19 protein-coding genes and 1 riboswitch are annotated in these 17,814 nt (G+C 58.0%); of the genes, 6 read left to right on the plus strand and 13 right to left on the minus strand.

The window, feature by feature from the left end; translation table 11 throughout:
• Both AACS18_RS20305 and AACS18_RS20310 read right to left on the minus strand, forming a co-directional pair.
• Positions 1 to 273, minus strand: a 273-nt coding sequence (locus AACS18_RS20305) for an RlmF-related methyltransferase (protein WP_146184806.1), incomplete at its 3' end; no start/stop codon positions are given.
• A 148-nt stretch (positions 274 to 421) separates the two neighbouring features.
• Complete coding sequence (locus AACS18_RS20310) at positions 422 to 910, minus strand: C40 family peptidase (protein ID WP_181363343.1); 489 nt, start codon at positions 908 to 910, stop codon at positions 422 to 424.
• Positions 911 to 1,185: 275 nt separating this feature from the next.
• Between AACS18_RS20310 and AACS18_RS20315 the strand changes: the two genes are divergently transcribed.
• Both AACS18_RS20315 and AACS18_RS20320 read left to right on the plus strand, forming a co-directional pair.
• A complete protein-coding gene (locus AACS18_RS20315) occupies positions 1,186 to 1,908 on the plus strand; it encodes a 4'-phosphopantetheinyl transferase family protein (RefSeq protein ID WP_108613145.1) in 723 nt (240 codons plus the stop codon).
• Positions 1,905 to 2,753, plus strand: a complete 849-nt coding sequence (locus AACS18_RS20320; protein WP_108613146.1) for a tetratricopeptide repeat protein — start codon at positions 1,905 to 1,907, stop codon at positions 2,751 to 2,753. The genes AACS18_RS20315 and AACS18_RS20320 overlap by 4 nt, the downstream gene beginning before the upstream one ends.
• A 156-nt stretch (positions 2,754 to 2,909) precedes the next feature.
• Here the strand turns inward: AACS18_RS20320 and AACS18_RS20325 are convergent, their stop codons facing one another.
• Entirely contained in the window at positions 2,910 to 3,152 is a 243-nt protein-coding gene (locus AACS18_RS20325) for an Lpp/OprI family alanine-zipper lipoprotein (protein ID WP_005334342.1), read from the minus strand.
• 225 nt (positions 3,153 to 3,377) lie between these two features.
• Complete coding sequence (gene ribB, locus AACS18_RS20330; protein ID WP_005334344.1) at positions 3,378 to 4,031, minus strand: 3,4-dihydroxy-2-butanone-4-phosphate synthase; 654 nt, start codon at positions 4,029 to 4,031, stop codon at positions 3,378 to 3,380.
• 104 nt (positions 4,032 to 4,135) lie between these two features.
• A riboswitch (FMN riboswitch) is annotated at positions 4,136 to 4,292 on the minus strand.
• Between the two features lie 259 nt (positions 4,293 to 4,551).
• On the opposite strand from ribB, the gene purU reads away from it, so the two are divergent.
• Entirely contained in the window at positions 4,552 to 5,388 is an 837-nt protein-coding gene (gene purU, locus AACS18_RS20335) for a formyltetrahydrofolate deformylase (RefSeq protein WP_042084048.1), read from the plus strand.
• 79 nt (positions 5,389 to 5,467) lie between these two features.
• Here purU and AACS18_RS20340 read toward each other — a convergent pair whose 3' ends face one another.
• Positions 5,468 to 6,730, minus strand: coding sequence for a DUF945 family protein (locus AACS18_RS20340; RefSeq protein WP_108613147.1), 1,263 nt, complete (start codon positions 6,728 to 6,730; stop codon positions 5,468 to 5,470).
• Between the two features lie 107 nt (positions 6,731 to 6,837).
• A complete protein-coding gene (gene cls / locus AACS18_RS20345) occupies positions 6,838 to 8,319 on the minus strand; it encodes a cardiolipin synthase (protein ID WP_108613149.1) in 1,482 nt (493 codons plus the stop codon).
• 97 nt (positions 8,320 to 8,416) lie between these two features.
• On the opposite strand from cls, the gene AACS18_RS20350 reads away from it, so the two are divergent.
• Positions 8,417 to 8,959 carry a DUF1439 domain-containing protein gene (locus AACS18_RS20350; RefSeq protein WP_005353308.1) on the plus strand — a complete coding sequence of 181 codons (543 nt, stop codon included), beginning with the start codon at positions 8,417 to 8,419 and terminating at the stop codon, positions 8,957 to 8,959.
• A 5-nt stretch (positions 8,960 to 8,964) separates the two neighbouring features.
• Here AACS18_RS20350 and AACS18_RS20355 read toward each other — a convergent pair whose 3' ends face one another.
• Entirely contained in the window at positions 8,965 to 9,405 is a 441-nt protein-coding gene (locus AACS18_RS20355; protein WP_041980377.1) for a GNAT family N-acetyltransferase, read from the minus strand.
• A gap of 328 nt (positions 9,406 to 9,733) precedes the next feature.
• Here AACS18_RS20355 and AACS18_RS20360 point away from each other — a divergent pair, with 328 nt between their 5' ends.
• Entirely contained in the window at positions 9,734 to 10,483 is a 750-nt protein-coding gene (locus AACS18_RS20360) for a lytic transglycosylase domain-containing protein (protein ID WP_374956620.1), read from the plus strand.
• A 92-nt stretch (positions 10,484 to 10,575) separates the two neighbouring features.
• On the opposite strand, the gene aqpZ is transcribed toward AACS18_RS20360, so the two are convergent.
• Positions 10,576 to 11,265, minus strand: coding sequence for an aquaporin Z (aqpZ, locus tag AACS18_RS20365; RefSeq protein WP_005334357.1), 690 nt, complete (start codon positions 11,263 to 11,265; stop codon positions 10,576 to 10,578).
• Between the two features lie 270 nt (positions 11,266 to 11,535).
• Positions 11,536 to 11,748: a DUF1653 domain-containing protein gene (locus tag AACS18_RS20370; RefSeq protein ID WP_108613150.1), complete on the minus strand. Its 213-nt coding sequence runs from the start codon at positions 11,746 to 11,748 to the stop codon at positions 11,536 to 11,538.
• Between the two features lie 381 nt (positions 11,749 to 12,129).
• On the opposite strand from AACS18_RS20370, the gene AACS18_RS20375 reads away from it, so the two are divergent.
• Positions 12,130 to 13,344, plus strand: a complete 1,215-nt coding sequence (locus tag AACS18_RS20375; RefSeq protein ID WP_005334367.1) for a pyridoxal phosphate-dependent aminotransferase — start codon at positions 12,130 to 12,132, stop codon at positions 13,342 to 13,344.
• Positions 13,345 to 13,407: 63 nt separating this feature from the next.
• Here the strand turns inward: AACS18_RS20375 and AACS18_RS20380 are convergent, their stop codons facing one another.
• From AACS18_RS20380 to AACS18_RS20395, 4 genes are all read right to left on the minus strand, one after another.
• Entirely contained in the window at positions 13,408 to 14,883 is a 1,476-nt protein-coding gene (locus AACS18_RS20380) for a YfcC family protein (protein ID WP_108613152.1), read from the minus strand.
• 162 nt (positions 14,884 to 15,045) lie between these two features.
• Positions 15,046 to 16,239 carry an enoyl-ACP reductase FabV gene (gene fabV, locus AACS18_RS20385; RefSeq protein ID WP_108613154.1) on the minus strand — a complete coding sequence of 398 codons (1,194 nt, stop codon included), beginning with the start codon at positions 16,237 to 16,239 and terminating at the stop codon, positions 15,046 to 15,048.
• Between the two features lie 150 nt (positions 16,240 to 16,389).
• Positions 16,390 to 16,977 carry a histidine phosphatase family protein gene (locus AACS18_RS20390; RefSeq protein WP_108613155.1) on the minus strand — a complete coding sequence of 196 codons (588 nt, stop codon included), beginning with the start codon at positions 16,975 to 16,977 and terminating at the stop codon, positions 16,390 to 16,392.
• 154 nt (positions 16,978 to 17,131) lie between these two features.
• Entirely contained in the window at positions 17,132 to 17,785 is a 654-nt protein-coding gene (locus AACS18_RS20395) for a helix-turn-helix transcriptional regulator (RefSeq protein WP_005334376.1), read from the minus strand.
• Positions 17,786 to 17,814: the final 29 nt, after the last annotated feature.

Below are 17,814 nucleotides of genomic sequence, written 5' to 3' on the forward strand. Positions count from 1 at the left end.
AGGCGGGCAGAGGGAACCGGCAGGCAAGTCCCAGTGGGCAATCCCGTAGTGATGGGGCAGCAGGGCGCGATTGAGGGTCTTCACTGCATCGGGATCGGCAAAATCGATGGGGCGGGTGCCGTAGTCATTGATAAAGACGTGGGCAGCAAACTCGGGAGTTCGCAGGCAGAGCGCCTCAAAGTCGTAACCCGCCTGATGGCGATTACGGGAGTGAAGTCCGGATTTACGGTCACCCGACTTGGGGCCACCGGCTGATGGGATGCGGGGTTTCATGCTGAGCCTGCCGAAGAAAACAGGCCCACACTATAGTGATTTGACTCGGGAAAGTCTAAACGAGGGCAATAAAAAACCGGGCTATCGAGCCCGGTTCAAGTGAGGTTGGAAAAACAGTCCGTACTGCGAGCCGTTTGTCCAGCCTGACTCAGATATCGATCCGGCGAGCTTGCCAGAACTTGTTGCGCCAATATTGGCTATCCAGCTTGGAGCGCGTCACACCGGCTCGGGTCGAGGCATGGATGAATTCACCATTGCCGACATAGATACCAACGTGGTTGAGACGACGATTGATTTTGAAGAAGACCAGGTCACCCTCGACCAGATCCTGCTTGGAAACGCGCGTCCCTTCATGGACTTGGGAGCGGGTATCGCGAGGTAATTCGATACCGACGGCATTGCGGAACACTTCACGGGCAAAGGCGGAACAGTCGATACCGCGCTGGCTGCTGCCACCCATCCGGTACGGAACACCACGCCACTCTTTATATACAGTCAGGATTTCATTCACATCGGGTGTCTGGGAAGCTTCCGGTTCGATGACAGGTTCAACCATGGAAACTTCGATCTTGCTCGCGACCTCGGGTTGGGGTGCCGAGGCACAACCCACCATTCCGAGCGCGGCCAGCAGTAGCATCAGGTGGCGCAATCCTTTATCCCCGCTAAATAGTAAATCTTGTTAAAATACGGCCCCAAAGGGCAATTTATAAGGCAACAGCACCCGACTATATCCAAGAATTCTATCGAGGCAAGTGAAAATCCCTATCAAGCTCACATTTTTGCAAGGAAATGCACGATTTTTCATAATTAATGTGATCATGCCCAAACAATATACAATCGCAAAAAGAGCCTTGGGCCTCATAGATAACTGGCTTTTATACCTGCTTCAGCACCTTTTTAAAGTGAAAAATCATGATCGAAACCGATCTTTTTTTGTTAAAACCGACCAGGGTATGCCAGGAACTGCTTGCTCAATTGCCTGAATGGCTGTCAACCGATGAGCTGCATATCTGGCAAGCCATGACCCATTCTGAACGGCGTCAGGAATATCTGGTGAGCCGCGCCCTGCTGCGCCAGCTATTGGCCGAGCGGCTGCAACAACCTGCAGCCACTCTGCAATTTTGCAACGGCCCCCAGGGCAAGCCCCGACTGCATGATGATGCTTGGCAGTTCAATCTGAGCCACAGTGGCAGCTGGCTGGTGTTGGCGCTCTGCCCGCAGGGGCCGCTTGGGGTGGATATCGAACTGGGCAAACGGCGGCATCATCCCCTCCCCCTGGCCCGCCGGTTTTATGCACAGAGTGAATATGAGTGGCTCTGCGCACAGCCTGCTCAAGAGCAGGATAGTGCCTTCTACCGGCTCTGGTCGCGCAAGGAGGCGGTACTGAAAGCCCACGGTGGCGGCATAGCGGCGGGACTGGAGAAGGTGCGGTTTCTCCCGGAGGAAGAATGGCGACTCGACAACCGGCTCGATGACACCCCTTATCAGGTACAGGATTGGCCCTTTGCCAGCGGCTGGCTCAGTCTCGCGGCGACGGTAACCCCTGTGACCTTTTACCGGCTGGATGAGCGCTTGAATTGCTACTCGCTTAACCCCATGTTACTTAACACCCTTTCTGAAGAGTCCAACTCATGATCGTCGACATTACTCCCCAAAATTTTCATGCTGAACTTATCGATGCGTCCATGAAGAAGCCGGTCGTCATCTATTTCCATGCTCCGCAGATGCCGGAGTGCCAGGGGATGACACCGCTGATCGAATCACTGGTTGGGCCCGCCAATGAGCAGGTCACCCTGGCCAAGGTGGATATGAACGATCCCCAGTTGCAGCCGCTGGCCAGTCAGCTCGGCCTGCGCGCCCTGCCCGCATTGGTGCTGTTCCATCAGGGTCGCCCTGACGAACAGGGGATCATCGAAGGACCGCAGGATGAAGCCACCCTGCGCCAGTATTTCGCCGCCTTCGCCCCCAAAGAAGAGGAAGAGTTGCTGGCCAAGGGGCAACAAGCACTGGCTGACGAGCAGCCCAGCATCGCCTATGCCCATCTGACCAAGGCACACCAGCTGGCCCCTGAACGTCACGACATCAACCTGTGGCTCATTCAAGCTGCGCTCGACCTCAATCTGCTGGAGGAAGCGCAGGAGCGCCTCGGCACCATCCCGATGGCTGCGCAGGATGGCCATTTCCATACCCTGAGCTCACGGCTGGCGCTGGCCCTGCAAGCGGCAGACAGCCCGGAGCTGCGCGCGCTGGAAGCCCGCCATGCAGAACAACCTGATGATTTTGCCCTGACTCAGGAGCTGGCGGTGCAATACAACCAGGCTGGCCGTCAGGAAGAGGCGTTGGGACTGCTGCTGCAGATCCTCAAGCGGGATTTGGCATTCGGCGATGCCAGAAAGACCTATCTCGATATTCTGGCGACCATGGGCAGCACACCGGCGGCGCAGAGCTACCGTCGCAAACTCTATAGTTTGCTCTACTGAGCGGAATCGAACTGGCTGGTAATGATGGGGGAGTGCCGGGAGACCGGCATGACCTCATGGGTCAAGTACGAAAAAGGTGCTGTGGGAATAGTGGAGATACGGTGAATTTCAGGCAAAAAAAAATGGCGCAAAACTGCGCCATTTTTTTCGCATGGATTACTTCTTGTAGGAAGTAGCCATGTTGTCGATGCGCTGGTTAGCACGCATAGCTTCTTGCTTGGCTTCGGCAACATCAGCAGCGATTTTGGACTGATCAGCACGAACTGCGCTAACATCTTGAGCCAGTTGGTCAACTTTGTTAGACAGATTCTGAACGGAAGTTTCCAGTTCGCTGGTGTTTGCACAACCGCCCAGCAGAGCGGACAGACCAACAACACCTACCAACAACAATTTTTTCATTTTTAAAGCTCCCTTGAACTCGCCAGACGTTTAGCAAGCGGCGTGATTATGGCACAAAAAAATCCTACTTTGCATAGTCCCCACCACAGATAAATGCATTAAAACCCTCATTTTTTTTTGAATGAACAGTTTTTGTCCAGATTCGTCTAAAAAATGAGTGCCGTGTGGTGGGGGCACGGACAAAGGTTAACCAAATTTTTGCCTTATTACAATTTCGTATGAGGCTCAGGCTGTACGTTCTGACAACAATTGACGATATTGCACCAGATCCTCGATGGTCAGCACCGGCATCTGGTGCTTGCGACCGAACGCAACCAGGTCTGGCAGACGCGCCATCGAGCCATCTTCCTTAGTCAATTCACACAACACACCAAACGGTTTGAGGCCAGCCAGCTGCATCAGATCGACCGTCGCTTCGGTATGACCACGGCGGGTAAGCACCCCACCGGTTCGCGCCCGCAGCGGGAAAACATGACCCGGGCGATGCAGATCACCCGGTTTGGCGCCGTCTGCGATGGCTGCGCGGATGGTGGTGATGCGATCAGCCGCCGAGACACCGGTCGTGACCCCCTGCGCCGCTTCGATGGTCACGGTAAATGCAGTCTGGTAGTGACTGGAATTGGCCTCCACCATCATTGGCAGTTCCAGCTGGCGAACCCGCTCATCGGGCAGGCAGAGACAGACGATGCCGGAGCACTCGCGGATCATCAACGCCATCTGTTCATTGGTCATGGATTCGGCGGCGAAAATGAGGTCGCCCTCGTTCTCCCGATCTTCATCGTCGGCCACCAGCACGCCGCCTCCGGCACGCAAGGCAGACAGGGCCGCTTCGACACGGGCAACGGGATCACCGAATTCACTGAGTAGAGACTGATTCATGGTAAAACTCCTAAACAAGACAAGGACCAGAATCAGGGCATGGAAAGGCAGACAGAGATGGGCATGCAGCGGCCAGCCCACAAGGGCCAACACGGCAAGGTCTGTCTTATCCTCTTTCATCCGGACTATGACCGTCGGCTCCGGCATCTCACCGGATCTGCTGACCCCGACCCGGCAATCAGCCAAGTCGGGCGCTCGCGGGCTCCCCGAGTCAATCGGGATACCGCCGGTGGGGAATTGCACCCCGCCCTGAGAATAAGCGCAGACAGCCTAAAGAAAAACGGTTGCAGATACCAGCCAAAATCCCCCGCAGGCTGAAAAGCGTTTCAACATTGCGCCCGGGATCCCGCTCTGCGGCCCGCTCGCCAACGCGAAAGGCTATGACTGGCGAATTTCTTTATGGCGCGGATCGGTTTATGGCATAGTTCCCGAAACAAAAAAACAGGGCCCGAAAAGAGAGCCTGAACAACGCTGCCGGCGCAGACAGCAGCGCCAACACCACAAACGGAAAATGACAGAGATGGAAAAGAAAATACTGCTCACGGATTGCCCGGATGCCAAAGGGCTCATCGCCAAGATCACCAACATCTGCTACAAGCACCAGCTCAACATCATCAAGAACGATGAGTTTGTGGATCACGAGAATGGCCGCTTCTTCATGCGTACCGAGCTGGAGGGACGCTTCAACGACGAGACCCTGCTGGCCGACCTCGATGATGCCCTGCCCACCGGTGCCCAGCGCCGTCTGGTCAAGGCGGGCAAGAAGCGCATCGTCATCCTGGTGACCAAAGAGACCCACTGCCTCGGCGATATTCTGATGAAGAACTACGCGGGCGCGCTGGATATGGATATCGTCGCGGTGATCGGCAACTACGACACCCTGGCCGAGCTCACCGGCAAGTTCGATATCCCGTTCCACACCGTCAGTCACGAGGATCTGAGCCGGACCGAACATGAAGAGCAGGTTCGCACCATCATCGACAGCTATGAGCCTGACTATGTGATCCTGGCCAAGTACATGCGGGTGCTGACTCCGAGCTTCGTCGAGGCCTATCCGCGCAAGATCCTCAACATCCACCACTCCTTCCTGCCCGCCTTCATCGGTGCCCGCCCCTACCGGCAGGCGTTCGACCGTGGCGTCAAGCTGATCGGTGCCACCGCCCACTTCGTGACCGACGATCTGGATGAAGGCCCCATTGTCGAACAGGACGTGATCCACGTCGGTCACGCCTTCAGTGCGGACGACATGGCCAAGGCGGGTCGGGATGTGGAGAAATCGGTGCTGAGCCGCGCGCTGGAGCTGGTACTGAACGAGCGGGTGTTCGTCTACGGCAACAAGACGGTGGTCTTCAAGTAATCCGCCCACATGGCTCGTATGCAAACGCCAGAAACAACAACGGCTCCCGCGGGAGCCGTTGTTGTTTCTGCGCCGAGTGTCAGAGCGGCAGATCGTTTACCGTCACCGCGCCCTTCTCCAGCTTCAACTCGGAGGTCAGCGCTTGCTTGTCGGCCTTCAGATAACCCATCAGGGTCAGCTGATCGAGCATGGGGGCCAGTTGCGGCACCGCCTTGCCCAGCTTGTCGCTGAGGCTGGCATGCAGCACGCCGGAGAGGGCCTGCATCCCCGCGTCGCTGTTGAACAGCTGCTCCAGCGAGGTAGAGGCCAGCTTCACGTCCCCCTTCATGGTCACCGCTTCACCGTTGAGCTTGGCGCTGAGATCGGCCAGTTCAAGGGTCGCGCCACGTTTGAGCATCTTGTCCAGCGCCTGCTGGATGGCGGCATCTTCAACCCCCTTGCCACCGGCGGCCTGCAGCCCCTGATACCCTTCCAGATCCAGACCGTTGAGGTTGAGCGCCAACTTGCTGTCGGTTACCGCCAGGGTGTCGGTCTCGTTCTCCAGATCCAGCTTGGCAATTTTCATCTGATAGCTGCTGGAGAGGGTCTGGGCATCATCACCAGTCAGCTGAGTCTCGGTTGTCATCCCCTGCAGGGCGACCTTGACGCTGTCAGGCAGTTGTACCGTGAGGGCCGAGAGGGTCATCTCGCTCTGGGGCGAGAGGAGCACACCGCTGATCTCGGCAATGTCGGCACTCCCTTTCAGATCGGCCAGCACCAAGTCCATCTTGCTCTGCTCTTCATGGACCGTCATCCCCTGCCAGGTCATGGTGAGGTGACCATTCCCCTCCAGATTGTCGTGGAACTCGCCGCTCAGAGGCAGGAAGCTGAACTCGTCCAGCCCCTGTTTGACCTTGAATTCATTGGCCCAGAAACGGCTGCTGTTACCCTGGGTCCAGAGACTGGTGACCGACTCCAGACCGAGTTCCCACTGCTCCATGCCCAGTGCGGTGAAAACCGGCGCTAGCGTGCCATTATGGGTATCGAGCAGGAAGTGGCTCTTGATGTAGAGCGGCAGGATCTGGCTCTTGACCACCAGTTGCAACTCGATGGGCTGACTGCCCTCCAGCTCGCTGTCGATGGCAGCCAGCTCCTCCGGCGTCACCACGACCTTCAGGACCCCGTCACGGGTGAAGAGGTTGCTGCTGCCCGGCAGCCACTGCATGTCGAGCCCGCTCTCTTTCTCCACCTTGGCGATCTGCTCCGCCATGATGTTGTCGAAGCTGTTGCCCGTGTACCAGCACGCAGCCAGACCACCACCTACCAGTGCCGCACCCACGGCGAGGGCCACTATCTTTTTCATATATCCATGTGTCTCCAGGGAGTTGTCACTGCACTCTACGGGGCGGACTCGGGGCTAGGCAAGTCCAATCAGATGGCGAGTCCACTTTCTTGCGGCTCGCCACAACATCACAGCAAGGGGCTGAAGAGATAGAAGATGTTCTCCATCGCCTTCTTGTACCAGGGGCGGGCCTGCCATTGGGCCAGGGTCATCGGGGTGGCTTCCGCCATATAGCCCTGTACCAGCCGGGTCATCTGGGCCACGAACGAGGGGTTGTCCACCAACAGGGTCACCTCGAAGTTGAGCCAGAGGCTGCGCCGATCCAGATTGACCGTCCCCACCAGCGCGAAGTCATCATCCACCAGCACACTCTTGGTATGGAGCAGACCGGCATCGTAGCGGTAGATCTCCACCCCGGCCGCCAGCAGCTCCTCCATAAAGGCGTTGCAGGCGTAATTGGCCATGATGGAGTCGTTGCGTGCCGGCAACACCAGCTGCACCTGCACCCCGCGCGCCGCTGCCGAACTGAGTGCGGCCGCCAGCGGATCGTCGGGTACAAAGTAAGGGGTCGTCAGCACCAGATGGCTGCGTGCCTGATAGATGGCCAGCAGCAGGCTCTGCTGGATGCAGTCGCCGCCGACGAAGGGACCGGACGGGATCAGCTGGGCGCGGTAGTTGGTCTGGGACCAGGCTTCCGGCTCATGTTGCAGACTGTCGAGCAGCCGCTCTCCGGTCTCCATCTCCCAATCCCAGACGAAGATCGACCACATCAGCGGCACCATAGGGCCCTGCACCCGGATCATGATGTCGACCCACTGGCCAACCCCGGCATCCTGCTTGAAGAAACGGGGATCCACCATGTTCATGGAGCCGGTGTAACCCACCCTGTCATCGATCACCACCAGCTTGCGGTGCATCCGCAGATCCTGACGCTGGAACAGAATCCGCCAGGCGCCGACCGGCAGCACCTCCACCAGCTTGACCCCCGCCTTGCGCAGCTTTTTGGGCCAGTGGGAGCGGAAGAACTGTTTACTGCCCACCGAATCGAGCAGCAAGCGACAATCCACGCCGCGTTGCGCCACTTCAATCAGCGCTCCGCACACCTCGTCGGCATCGCCGCCCGGATGCCAGATATAGAACTCCAGATAGCAGGAGAGCGTCGAGCGACGGATATCCTGGGCAATCTCGCGCAAGATCCAGTCCGGCTTGTTGAGCAAGGTCATGCGGTTGCCAGAGAGCATCGGCATGGCGAGCCGTCCCTGGATGAGATCGTGCAGTGGCTGTGCTTTGGCGCCCACTTCGCAGCAGTGCTGTGGGAACAGACGGGCCAGTTGCCGGATCCAGATCGCATAAGGGCGATACATGGCCTGGGCGCGCTCGGCACGGCGGCGCCCCAGCTTTATTTCACCAAACAGCACATAGAAACCCACCCCGGCAAACGGAATGGCATAGATCAGCGCCAGCCAGGCCAGCGACACCCCGATGGGACGGCGTTTCATCACCACCCGAAACGACACACCGGTGACAATCACGGTATGAAAAAGCAGTAGCAGCCAACCCAGAAAACGGGAAAACAGCAGTTGAAGATCGTGTTCCAGACCGTTAAACAACGGGGACTCCTTCTAATCGACAAACAGCGCGGTGGGCAGACCCCAACCGGCCGGGATGGTATGCTGTAAGGCAAATCCATTCTATCAGGTCGCACGCATGATCCTGCAATCTATGCTGCTCAGCCTGGCCATGCTAGGCCAAGGCTCATATGACATCAATGAGCAACAGATAAACCAGTACCTGCAATCTCAGGTGCAAGTCGATAAACAGCTGGAGCTGCCGGGCATCATCAAGGCCCATGTGACGCTTGAGCAGAGCGATGTCCAGATCGGTCGCCAACGCCCCGATACCGCCCGGGTCTATGGCAAGGGCAAGCTCAAAATCGCCCTGCCAGACAATACCGAATATGACGCCCGCCTGCAGATGACCTATGAGGCGAGACCCCGCTATGACAAGAGCCAGAGCGCGCTGTTTCTCGATAACATGAAGCTGGTGGAGTACAAGCTGGAGCCGGAGGCGGCCGAGAAGAAGTTCGGGCTGATGCTCAACATGCTGCTGCAGAGTATGGAGAAGCGGCTCGAGACCAAACCGGTCTACAAACTCAATGACAAGGATCCGGATCAGGCCTGGCTGAAGGAGAATCTGCTGGGGCTGGAGCTGTCACCGGGCAAGATCCACCTGCTGACCAAACCCCGCTAAACCGCTCAATTCAGGAGGGGCTGGGTGGTATCCCGTACCAGCAGCTCCACCTGATACCCCTGCTGCTGCTGCCGCTCGTAGAGGGAGAAGAGCGACCCGCTCAATTGATTGAGGGGCATATCGGCAAACCCGGCCTTGAGATAGAAAGGCTTCTCGAAGGGCAGCGCCTGACAGACCACAGGTTTGTCCAACAGACCGTGACAGGCGTGCTGCAGCAGCCGTGACCCCAATCCCAGCGACTGGTAGTGGGGCAACAGGCGAAAGCCGCACAGATGGTAAAACTCCTCCTCGTCCCGCAACCGTACCGCCCCCACCAGCCAGTGAGCATCACGCACGACAAAGATCCGCTCGGCCAGGTCCGGCACATAGTGGGAAAACGTCGTCTCGTAATAATCCCTGATAAGGGAGAGGTCGGCGTCGCAGTACTCTTCGAAAGTGAGTTCCATCGCCAGCTTGCTTGTCACAGACAAATCCTTTGATAATCAGTTATTAGTGCCAGATACGGTGCGCTAATCCGACCAGATGACGCCAGCACGATAGCATGCCTTTCGTCAACAAAAAAGCGGACGTCGTGGGCAGCTTGCTTACCCGGTGGAAGAGGCCATGACCCACCGCCTGACAGCCAAAACCGTGCTTTATGATGACAATCCTTTATTGCGGCGGATACTTTGATCCCGGTCACCGAATCGGATCATTTGCCCCCTGTTGGCCGCTTGTTCTGCCCTCGTCATGATGCTTTACTCAACATGGTCATCACAAGAAGGAGTATTAGGGTTGAAAGCATGGATGCTGGCAGGCCATATGTTGTTGATCCCCCTGAGCGGATGGAGCCAGACTCCCCCTCCCGCGGAGGTGATCTTCCTGACCGCAGCGCCCTCCCCCTTGCGTCCGGTCAAAGATGCCACTCCCGCCCCACAACCCGACACAGCTCAAACGACGGCAGTCGCCACCAACGGCAAAAAGCAGATCCAGGTCTATAAATCGGTGCAACAAAACGGGGTGGTACGCTACTCCGACATGGCGCCCGAACAGGGCCATTACGAGCTGCTGCTGTTCAACGACTGCTTCGCCTGCGATCCCAAATCCAATGTTAACTGGCAGACCACAGGGCTGTTTCTCTATGACTATGCCAGCACCATCAAGGCAGCCGCCAAAACCTATCAGGTTGAACCGGCGCTGATCCGGGCGCTGATCCATGCGGAATCCGCTTTCAATCCACTGGCAGTCTCTCGCAAGGGGGCAATGGGGCTGACCCAGCTGATGCCCGCCACGGCGCGGGAGCTGGGGGTCGGCAATGCCTTGCTGGCGGAGCAGAATATTTTCGGCGGGGTGAAATACCTGGCGGGACTGCTCAAGCAGTATGATGGCAACGTGGCGCTGGCGACCGCGGCCTACAACGCCGGCGCGGGCGCCGTACAAAAACATGGAGGTATCCCGCCCTATGCGGAAACCCGCGCCTATGTGGAGCGCGTTCAGCTCCTCCACCTGCGCTACAAAGAGATGCTGCAGGCCAAAGGGCTCTGAGATTAGCCTCAGTTAATGCTCTTTTCTTGTCCCTCCAGAAACAAAAAACACGCCCGCAGGCGTGTCGATACCACACTTTGTTTCGCAAATGATTATTTCTGCTCAGTCGCCACCAGGCGATAAGCCAGCGCACCCAGAATGGCACCGACAATCGGGGCAACCCAGAACAGCCACAGCTGGCTGATAGCCCAGTCACCGACAAACAGCGCAACACCGGTACTGCGGGCCGGGTTGACCGAGGTATTGGTCACCGGAATGCTGACGAGGTGGATCAGGGTCAGGCACAGACCGATGGCGATCGGCGCAAAACCGGCAGGCGCCCGGCTATCGGTGGCGCCCATGATGACGAACAGGAAGAAACCGGTCATCACCATTTCGCACACCAGTGCGGCAGTCAGACTGTAACCACCCGGAGAGTGCTCACCGTAGCCGTTGGAAGCAAAACCGGCAGAGAGATCAAACCCGGCCTGACCGCTGGCAATCACGTAAAGCACGGCAGCGGCGGCAATGCCACCCAACACTTGCGCCACGATATAAGGCAGTACACCGGATGCCGGAAAACGACCACCCGCCCACAGACCGACGGTCACGGCCGGATTGAGGTGGCAACCGGATATATGGCCGATGGCAAACGCCATGGTCAGCACGGTCAGACCGAAAGCCAGCGAGACCCCCAGCAGACCAATCCCGACGTGAGGGAAGGCTGCAGCCAGCACGGCACTGCCGCAACCGCCCAATACCAGCCAGAAAGTGCCCATAAACTCAGCAGCAACAGGTTTCACATTATTTCTCCCATTTGAGATAACACCGAACAAGACCCGAGAAGGGCCCATGCTTGAACAAGCGCAGCATTATGGGAGTGTGAGTCCAGATTGCGAACCCGGCAGACAGAGTTCACAGAATGTGACTTTCATCACAATTAGTTGATTAGATAAGAGATTTATCATTAAGACAGCTGGCTGCACATCTCATACCCAAGGGCGTCATGCGACAACTTGTGACACCATTTAGCTCGAGTGCTCATCCCTTGAACGATAAAAACGGAGGCGTGGTCAGTCTCCTGCAGGGGAAAAACGGCTGACGACCTGCCCCTGATGCTCAATCCACTCCATAAACATGGCGACGGGACGGGCATAGACCTGACCATCCTGCTCGGATTGATAAATTACCAGCTGCTCCTGGGTTTCGGTATGCAAAGCCAGGGCAAGCACTTGATAGTAACCCCCCTTGAAGTGGCGATAGCGGCCTGGAACGGGTGCTTGCATGGGAAAACCTCGCAGAAGTGAACACCGATGAGCGAACCACATAAAGATGACACCATGAGTGCCATTCAACTCATCGAAAAGGGGGACGAAGACGATTTTTTACACAAGCCAATCGTGCCACATGATCCGGATATTGCAACACAGTCAGGCAGCTTTGTTAATTCGTTCCCCATGTTTCACTAGTTAACCTTGGTTAGCACCAAAGATCGTGCTGAATTTAACGTTCTGGCAACCCTGTTTTAGGGCTAAAAATCAGGGAATTCTTCTAAAAAGAGGATTGTTCTAGCATTCAATTCTGTGAAGAATAGGGGAAAAGAAATTTGATACTAAAAATCGCCTTTTTCGCCAACGCGTCCCTGTGGGGAAGGAATCACACTCACCATGTTCACAATCGACAAGTCACACAAGCTCGACGATGTCTGCTATGACATCCGCGGCCCGGTGCATAAAGAGGCTCGCCGTCTCGAAGACGAAGGCCACCGCATTCTCAAGCTCAACATCGGCAACCCGGCCCCGTTCGGCTTTGATGCGCCGGAAGAGATCATCAAGGATGTGATCCTCAACATGCCGCTGAGCCAGGGCTACTGCGACTCCAAGGGGCTCTTCTCTGCCCGTAAAGCGGTGATGCAGTACTACCAGCAAAAAGGGATGCGCAAGGTCGATATCGACGACATCTACATTGGCAATGGCGCCAGCGAGCTGATCGTGATGGCGATGCAGGCGCTGCTCAACAATGGCGACGAGATGCTGGTGCCCTCCCCCGACTACCCGCTCTGGACCGCTGCCGTCACTCTCTCCGGTGGCCATGCGGTGCACTATCGCTGCGACGAAGGGGCTGACTGGTACCCGGATCTCGACGATATCCGCGCCCGCATTACCCCGCGCACCCGCGGCCTGGTACTGATCAACCCAAACAATCCGACCGGTGCCGTCTACGGCAGCGAGTTCCTGCTGGAGGTGATCGAGATCGCCCGCCAGCACAACCTCATCATCTTCGCCGACGAGATCTACGACAAGATCCTCTACGACGATATCTCCCACACCAGCGTCTGCACCCTGTGTGACGATGTGATGGTGGTGACCTTCAACGGCCTCTCCAAGGCTTACCGTGCCTGCGGCTTCCGTCAGGGCTGGATGGTCATCACCGGTCCCAAAGGCCGAGCCCGCGGTTACATTGAAGGGCTGGAGATGCTGGCCTCTATGCGGCTGTGTGCCAACGTGCCGATGCAGCACGCCATTCAGACTGCGCTTGGCGGCTACCAGAGCATCAACGAGCTGATCCTGCCGGGCGGTCGCCTGCGCAAGCAGCGGGACAAGGCGTGGGAACTCTTGAACGAGATCCCCGGGGTATCCTGCGTCAAACCCAAGGGGGCGCTCTACATGTTCCCGCGCCTCGATCCCAAGGTGTATGACATTCGCGACGACCAGAAGATGGTGTTCGACCTGCTGCAGCAAGAAAAATTGCTGCTGGTGCAAGGCACCGGCTTCAACTGGCCGGCGCCGGATCACTTCCGGCTGGTGTTCCTGCCCCGCGAAGAGGAGCTTGAGGATGCCATCGGCCGCCTCGCCCGCTTCCTCAAGGGCTACAAGCAGTAAGCAAGGCTCATGAAAAAGGCTCCCGCGGGAGCCTTTTTGTTATCTGTCGTTTTATTCATGCCATCAACCGTGCAGCAGGGCACCGGCCACCAGCACCGCCATGGTGATGAGAGCCACCCCGATGATAAAGGGCAGCACCCAGCGCACGAAGCGATCGTAGGGGATCTTGGCGAGCGCCAGCCCCGCCACCAGATGAGCGGCGGTGGGGGCGAACAGGTTGATCCAGCCGGAGGCGGACTGATAGGCGGTGATCACCAGATCCCGCGAGATGCCGGAGAAGTCAGCCAGCGGCCCCATCAGCGGCATGGAGACAGTCGCCAGCCCCGAGGTGGACGGGATAAAGAAGCTCAGGATGATGTGCACCAGATAGGCCATCAGGATGAACACCGACGAGGAGAGCCCGCTCACCAGCCCCTCGGCCCAGTGCAAAATAGTGTCGATGATGACGCCCTGCTCCATCACCACATAGATGCCGCGCGCCACCGCAACCACCAGTGCCACCCCGATAAGATCCCGAGCGCCGCTCAGGAAAGTCGCCACATAGTTGGACTCCGGCATCCGGTTGATCAGCGCGATCAGGATGGAGGCACTGAAGAACAGGGTGGATAGCTCGTCAAACCACCAGCCAAAGGTGGGCAGCACATCGATCCCCAAGTCCGACCAGGGCACCACCGCATAGATCATCAGCAGGAAGGTGCCGAAGAAGACCAGCATGGTGAGCTTCTGCTTGCCGGTGAAGGCGAGGTTGCCGCTCTTCATCTGGGAGAACTCGTCGTCATAGGTGATGTCGGCCAGCACGGAGCGGGACTTGTCCTGCTGCACCTGCTTGGCGTAGCGCATCACGAACCAGGAGGCAAAGATCACCAGCAGCAGCCACTGGATGACCCGCAAACCGATCCCCTCACCGATGGGAATGCCGGCAAAACCGGAGGCGATACCGGTGGCAAACGGGTTGACGGTGGAGGCGAGCACCCCGACCCCGGAGCCGAGCAGGATAATGCCCGCAGCCACCATGCGATCGAAGCCCGCCGCCATCATCACCGGCACGATCAGCGCCCAGAAGGCTACCGTCTCCTCCGCCATGCCGAAGGTGGAGCCGCCGAGGGCAAACAGGGCGATCAACACAGGAATTAGCAGCCGCTCACGCCCGGCAAAGCCACGCACAATGGCCCCCACCCCAGCATCAAGCGCACCGCTTTGCATGGTCACAGCGAGAAAACCACCGATGATGAGCACGAACAGCGCCACATCGGCCGCCTTGTGAAAACCCTGGATGGGCGCCTTGAGCACCTCGAATACCCCTTGCGGGTGGGCGGGTAACTCGGTGTAGCTGCCGGGCACCGGCAACAGCCGCTCGTCGCCGCTGTAATCGGCCACGGCCGCTGCCGCCACCGGCTGCTGGGTCTTGGCGGTGACATAGTCATATTTGCCCGCTGGCAGCACCCAGGTCAGGGCGGCCATCAGGGCGATGATGATGAAAAGCAGGGTATAAACAGTGGGGAGTTGGCGCTTCTTGGGCGCCTCGTTTGGAGTGGTCATAGCTTCCGTACCTCGGCAATGCCGTCTGTGATCCGATCAGCGCAAGACTAGCGGGTTTGATATGGGAAAAAGGTGATCGCTGATAATAAAATTCCGCAAATTAGCGGAATGTTTGCCAAAAAAACAGGGCCCCGCGGGGCCCTGTTTTCACTTGAGTCAGACTCAGAGCTCGACCACGTCGAATTTCACATCCGGATTTACATCCGCATCGTAATCGACCTCATCCAGACCGAAACCGAACAGGCGCAGGAACTCCTGCTTGTAGCCGGTGTAGTCAGTCAGCTCGGAGAGGTTTTCGCTGGTGATAGATGGCCACAGGTCGCGGCAGGTCTGCTGCACATCTTCACGCAGTTCCCAGTCATCCATGCGGATGCGAGCCTGCTCGTCCAGCGCCATGTCGGACGCGTAGAGACGGGTGCGCATCATGCGATCCACCTGCTCCATGCAACCCTCGTGAATGCCCTTCTCCTTCATGATCTTGAAAGCCATGGAGATATAGAGCGGCATCACCGGAATGGCGGAAGAGGCCTGGGTCACCACGGATTTGAGCACGGCCACGTGAGCGGTGCCGCCCTTGGCTGCCAGATCGCCACGGATGGCGGCAGCGGCGCGGTCCAGATCTTCCTTGGCGCGGCCCAGAGTGCCATGCCAGTAGATTGGCCAGGTCAGATCGGTACCGATGTAGGAGTAGGCCACGGACTTGGCGCCGTCAGCCAGCACGCCGGCATCACGCAGGGCAGCCATCCACAGCTCCCAATCCTGACCGCCCATGACGGTGATAGTGTTCTGGATCTCTTCTTCGTTCGCCGGCTCGACGGTGGCGGTGATGACCTGATCCTTGTTGGTATCGATGGCGGTGGTGGTGTAGACCTCACCGATCGGTTTGAGGGCAGAGCGCACCACTTCGCCGGTTTCCGGCATCTTGCGCACCGGAGAGGCCAGGGAGTAGACAACCAGATCGATTTGACCCAGATCCTGCTTGATAAGCTCAATCACCTTGGCGCGGCACTCGTTGGAGAAGGCATCGCCGTTGACGCTCTTGGCGTAGAGGCCCGCCTCTTTGGCTGCCTTGTCGAAGGCGGCAGAGTTGTACCAGCCAGCGGTACCGGTCTTGGACTCGGTGCCCGCTTTTTCAAAGAAGACGCCGAGGGTGGCGGCGCCGCTACCGAAGGCAGCCGCAATCCGGGAGGCCAGGCCATAACCGGTGGAAGCGCCGATCACCAGTACCTTTTTGGGACCATTCTCGATGGTGCCCTTGGCCTTGGTATAAGCGATCTGGCGACGAACATTGGCTTCACAACCGACCGGATGAGTGGTGGTGCAGATAAAGCCGCGAACCTTGGGTTTGATGATCATATGGGGTCTCGGATCCGTTTAATGGATGAAATCGGGGCATAAGATACCTCATCTTGCCGCGATAAGGTGCTCTGATGTGTTGAACTGCGGCAAAAATGGGCATCCGAAGGTGGCAATCATGGTCCATGCCATGGTGCCACCTCACGGCAGCTAGCAGGCAATGCGGGTGATGTGGCCATCCTGCAGCTTATAGAAGGCATCTTGGGGCAACTCCTGTGACCAGATCGCCTCATAGTCGAGATCGGCATAGACGCCACGCAACATGGCACCGAGCAGACCGTGGGAGATAACGATGGCCCGCTCGGCGATGGCAGGATCCTGCAACCACTGGTGTGCCCGGCGCTGAATGCTCTCGAAGCTCTCGGCCCCCGGTGCCTGCAGATACCAGTCCCCCTTGCCGGTATCGAGCTCGGGATGAGCGAGCCGCAGCACCGGGATCTGGCAGCTCTCCCACTCCCCCATCCCCAGCTCCATCAAGCGATCGTCCCAGACGATGCGATCTGCCGTCAGCCCCAGCTGCTCGCACACCAGCAGTGCAGTCTGACGGGCGCGACCGAGCGGGCTAGCATAGACGCTCCAGCGGGCGGGATCCGCCAGTTCGCCAGCAAGGCGCCGCCCCATGGCGATGGCTTGCGCCTCACCCTTGTCGGTCAGATCGGAGTTGCAACGCCCCTGCAGACGCTGCTCGGCATTGAAGCGGGTCTGGCCGTGGCGCAGCAGATAGATGAGTCGAGACATGATTTCTCCAGCACGTTCAAAGAGATAGAAAAATAAAGGGGGAAGATGATAGCAGATGAGCCCGAAGGATGGCCCAAACAGAGAGGCTAAAACGGGCGTAAAAAACGGGTCAGGGTTGACCCGTTTGCTGCCAATTTGGCCAGAGTGTGTCGGCTCAGCCCTTCTTGATCTCCCGCAGATAGCGGTAGATGGAGTGGACCGAAATGCCGAGCTGGCGCGCCGCAATCTGGGCGCTGTCTTTTAACTCGAAGATCCCCATGTCGTGCAGCTGGTTGACGATAACCCTGGTCTTCTGGGACGGGGGCACAGCCTCGTTGCCACGCACCTCGGCACTGACGGTGTCGATGGTGCTGTTGAGCGCCTCGTCGATGTTGCGGGCGAACACCTCCGGGGTGGCATGGCTCTCGTGGGGGTGCATGCACTCCGGCATCATGGTGCGCAGCACGGATTGCAGCGGGGCATCCATGTCGCTGTTGATACAGAGCAAGCCGATGGCCCTGTGCTCCCCGTTGCGGATCACGGTGGTGATGGAGCGCAAGGTCTTGCCGGTGGCGCACTTGGTCATGTAGGGGCTGGAGATATCCTGCCCGCTCTTGAGCTTCATCATCGCCAGGTTGGTGATGGGAGCGCCGACACTGCGGCCGGTGATATGGCCGTTGGCAATCTTGACGATCGAGGGATTGCGCGCATCCAGACTGTGGAGCAGCACTTCGGTGTGCTGACCATACATGGCGGCGATGCCATCCACTATGTTCTCCATCGACTTGAGGATCTCAAAATCGCTCGGACTCAACTCTTGCAGCTTCACAATGGGACCTTCTTGCAATGGTTGCTGCC

It is taken from the genome of Aeromonas sp. HMWF015, assembly GCF_963878965.1.
Classification (GTDB): domain Bacteria; phylum Pseudomonadota; class Gammaproteobacteria; order Enterobacterales; family Aeromonadaceae; genus Aeromonas; species Aeromonas veronii.